At 42.3% G+C, this 4,128-nt stretch carries 3 protein-coding genes; all 3 read left to right on the top strand.

Annotated features, from left to right (window positions below; genetic code table 11):
- The coding region (locus FH976_RS15445; protein ID WP_228767477.1) for a hypothetical protein at positions 1-1,542 on the top strand (1,542 nt) is incomplete at its 5' end.
- Positions 1,542-3,596, top strand: a complete 2,055-nt coding sequence (locus FH976_RS15440) for a hypothetical protein (RefSeq protein ID WP_193001765.1) — start codon at positions 1,542-1,544, stop codon at positions 3,594-3,596. The genes FH976_RS15445 and FH976_RS15440, both read left to right, overlap by 1 nt.
- Positions 3,593-4,051 carry a hypothetical protein gene (locus tag FH976_RS15435; RefSeq protein WP_193001763.1) on the top strand — a complete coding sequence of 153 codons (459 nt, stop codon included), beginning with the start codon at positions 3,593-3,595 and terminating at the stop codon, positions 4,049-4,051. Before FH976_RS15440 ends, FH976_RS15435 begins: the two co-directional genes overlap by 4 nt.
- Positions 4,052-4,128: the final 77 nt, after the last annotated feature.

Here is a 4,128-nt window from a genome sequence, read left to right as displayed (position 1 = left end):
AAGGAAGGTGGTAGCCACGAAAATCTATACGGCTATTTTGTAAAGTTATCTCAATACATTCGGTGGTGTGACAAGAGGGATGTTGAAACCTTTACTCAATCATCAATCGAAGGCTATATGAATTTTGAAGATGAGCGTGTCATGCTAGGGCAAATCAAAAACTCAACCTATAGAACAAGCCATGCATTATTACAGGTCATCTTTACTCAATATCTAGATTTACCCCACTCGTACTTTGATAATATTGTTACGCGATATAATCATGATACCGAACCTTTTGAAGCCTACACTCGAAGTGACTTAAAGCAAATACTCCCCTTTTTGAGGGCACTATTTAAGCAAACGCATCAACAGTTTATAGATAATCCTGAGAAACATATTCAGGCGTATCGGAACATACCAACCATGACCTTTCACTGGAAAGGATGTGAATACAAATTATGTGCAGCTACCTCTAAGATGATGTCTGCTGCTACATATCTAATGGGGTATTACACCTATGCAAACACAAGTGATTTGTTCAAGTTAAAGCAACCAGAGAATGCTTCAACCACCATTGGTGAGGTATGGTATACGATGCCAGCATTTAAACGAAGAGCGTTTAAAACCATTCGCATTGAAATGGGTGAACACGAACTAGAAATCCCAAAATATTCGATGGACTTTTTTGATAAGTTACTTGAGGCTTCACGATTAATTTCTACTGGGGAAGATGCCCTACTACTGCAAACTATTGTCATGAAAAAAGTACAGCCTGTCAAAAGGAATACCTTAAATACTTTCCTTGCACGTTGGGTGGAAAGGTACTTCACTTTCAACGATCAAACGGGGCGACGATTACGTCCTATGGTAAGTCGTTTTCGTGAAACAGGCGCACGATTAACCGCTTATCATCAGGGTGAAATAGTAAATAACATCATGCTTGGGAATACATCCAACACTCGAAAAAAGAGTTACAGTGAAGGTAATAAACACAGTAACAATGGGATGCTGCAAGACTCTTTCGCCATTCGTGAAGAACAAATAAAACAAGGCGTATCACCCAAGGAAGCACAAGAAAACCTTGGTATTGATGTGCTTGTGATTGAAAAAGAGAATGCGATTGAAATACCAAATCTCAGTCGCACATCTAATGGTGGCAGTTGTAGTGACCCCTTTGGTAGTAAGTCAGAAAAGCACACCAAAAAGGCGCTGAAGCAAGGGCTAGCCAAGAATGGAGAGCGATTGGCTTGTGCGGATTTATTGGCATGTTTTGGTTGTCCTTATCAAGTCATCGTTCAATCCGTTGCGGATATTTGGTGCTTGCTGTCATTTAGGGCGTGCATTGAAGAGTCGCTGTACCTACATTTGGATGCTCACCATTACCGCAAGAATTTTGAACAAGTCATAGTGTTTATAGATTCTAAAATTCTTCCCGATATCAATTCTAAAATCTTAAAACAAGCTGAAGAAAAACTGAATGATGAAGGGCTTCACCCAGTGTGGAATGAGCCTGAATCCATTCTTTTCTTAATTCCTAATCGTCAACAGGAGAGCGTGTAATGCCAGTTCAGCACTTATATTTAGATAGCTTCCCAGAGCAACATAAAGTAGAAGAAGCCGATGTGGTCACGCTCTATCATGAAGAACGTTTTGATGAGCTTGATAAGGTTGTGGTCTGCAAGGATGAATCAGGCAAGGTAACAGCCTACTTCGGTGATAGCGCTTGGTATTGCTTTGCGTTTTCACGAAACAAAAGGGAGCATAAGAACACTCTTAATTTCAATCAATTCAATAACAATAAAGACTTACAGCGAGAGTTGAAACTTTTTACCTACGGTTGGTTATTCAATAAAGGTCCAAAACAGCGTAAGGCTTTGAAGTTTAGTAGTATATTTTCAAGGTTCAGATATACGAACATGCCTTACAGTCATTTGGTAGAGCAAGGCTTTGATTCTATACGCGCTCTTTCGAAATCATCAAATTGGACTAACTTTGAAGGGGGTTTGGTTGAAAAACAATACTCTCAATCTTCAATAAGGGCATGTGTTGCCTCTATCAATTCAATCATTAGAGATTCAGCATGGCATAAGGTTAAGCATGAGTTTCTTGGACCTTTAAAGCCTGACGTTGTTGCTAGAAGGTTAATTCAGTTAGAGGCACAACAAACACTGACCATTCCAGAGCGTTTGTGCGATGCCATTTATGGTAAAGCGATTGAACTGATTGAGGAAGCACACCCTAATAGGAAGCTAATTGCTCAAGTCGAGAGTGAACTTCAAGAGAACTACCGTGAAGGTGAACGACGTCTCAGTGAAAAGGTGGCAAGTGGTGAAAGCTTCCCCTTTATCTTGGCTAATGGCGAAATAGATAAAAATATACGTGCCGCTTATATACGTGACAACAAACCTCGAAACCCAAGTGATATTATTTCGCCTCTTGCACAAAAACTGCCGAACATGCCACTTGCCAATAGCTCGGAATTTCAGCGATATCGAGGGCAGTTAATCAATGCAAGCTACATCGTGTGTGGCGGTTTTAGTGGTATGCGTGATTCAGAGTTAGATAAGCTCACGCCAAATAGTTATTACAAGGATACTTTTGAAGGTCGTGAGTATCATATGCTCCAATCACACACCTTTAAGTTGGGTGAAAAACGAGAAACATGGGTAACAGCCAGTTCATCTAAGATCGCGATTGAACTCATGACAACGCTAACTGAAAGGTTGCGACAAGAAGTGACCTATCCAGATAAAAAGTACACAAACACTCTTTGGGTTAACCAATCAGTTCGCTCTAAACCACCCACATTAATCTCATACTGGAATGTACGTCTTCAGCTGTTCTGCAAGCAATTCAATTTTATTGTGACAGAGGAAGACCACCAAGAATGCCTAGATTCTAACCCTCAATCACATGGGAGGGTTAAAAAGTATGTCCTAGTAGGTAAGCCTTGGCACATGACCCCACACCAATTTAGACGCTCTTTGGCATTCTATTGCATTAAGAACCGTTTTAGCACAATGGTCGCTCTCAAACAGCAGTTCAAGCACCTATATCTTGCTATGACCGAGTGGTACACCAACGGTGGCAAGCTAGCCAGTTATCGAAGCCTTGTTGTGGATGAAAAAATCCAATCCATGCTTGAGGACATTAACGCTGAAACCACGGCAAATAAAATCTTCAAACAGTGGCATTCTAGTGAAAAATTATCAGGTTCACATGGCAAAGCGATCATGCAAATGCGAGGAGATGTCCCAACCATCTACAGTTCGTGGGATGTCATCTACAAGGCCGTCAAGGATGGTAAGCTCACCCTTCATGGCACGACTCATAGCTACTGTAAAAATGGATACAATTGCGATATGGATGGTGTTGTCATGCCTCAATTCTGTGTCGATTGCGGCTCAGGCAGCAGCATCATTGACGAGGAACAAGCTCGGTGGTGGCAGAAAAAGCACAACAGTTTGGTTGCTTACATGGAATCCGACGAAGATATTTCGGTGAGTGAGCGTAGCCACTACATCACCCAAGTAAGAGCCGCAGAGATAGTTATGGCTGATTTTGAACTGCCATTTACCCCTTTCGAACCTGACTTAAAGGTAGCGAACTCATGAGTAAGAGCGAAAACACATTACTAGCGCTTGAAGCGGCTCTAGAACGTATTAAACAGAGTAAACCTAAGCGTATCCCTGCCCATCGCAAGCTCAGTGTACGCGCTGTTGAGGAGGAAGCGAACCTGGGCAACGGCAGTGGCTATTACTACCCCGAGTTTGTTGATAAGGTTAAACAGACTAAAGCTGAAATCGCGGCAGGCAACGGTGAAGTAATCCGGCCAGAGATCCAGACCGTGCGCACTAAGCTCAAAGAGCAGAAGCGTATCAAGGATAACTACAAGGCTAAGTATGAGACGGAGCGAGAGAAGCTAGCCTTATTTGCGGCTGCGCAGCATCACTTGAATGATAAGCTGATTCAGGCGTTAACTCGTGTGGATGAGTTGGAGCATGAAAATGCAGAGCTTCGGGAGGAGCTTTCTAGGCTGAAAAGAAGTCAGGTCGTGCCAATCAAGTAATCCACCAGTAGCCACTGATATATTGATGTGGGCTACCAAACACTCCACACGACTGCCACTTCTTCCCTAGCTTACTT

Source organism: Vibrio hibernica (assembly GCF_015223435.1).
Taxonomy (GTDB): Bacteria; Pseudomonadota; Gammaproteobacteria; order Enterobacterales; family Vibrionaceae; genus Vibrio; species Vibrio hibernica.
The sequence above is the reverse complement of the archived record's forward strand: the minus strand, read 5'-3'. Positions and strand labels throughout refer to the sequence as shown.

What these genes read in the sequence shown, in the direction of transcription:
- FH976_RS15435 (WP_193001763.1), top strand. Translation starts at nt 3,593, where the DNA reads ATGAGTAAGAGCGAAAACACATTACTAGCGCTTGAAGCGGCTCTAGAA.
- FH976_RS15440 (WP_193001765.1), top strand. Translation starts at nt 1,542, where the DNA reads ATGCCAGTTCAGCACTTATATTTAGATAGCTTCCCAGAGCAACATAAA.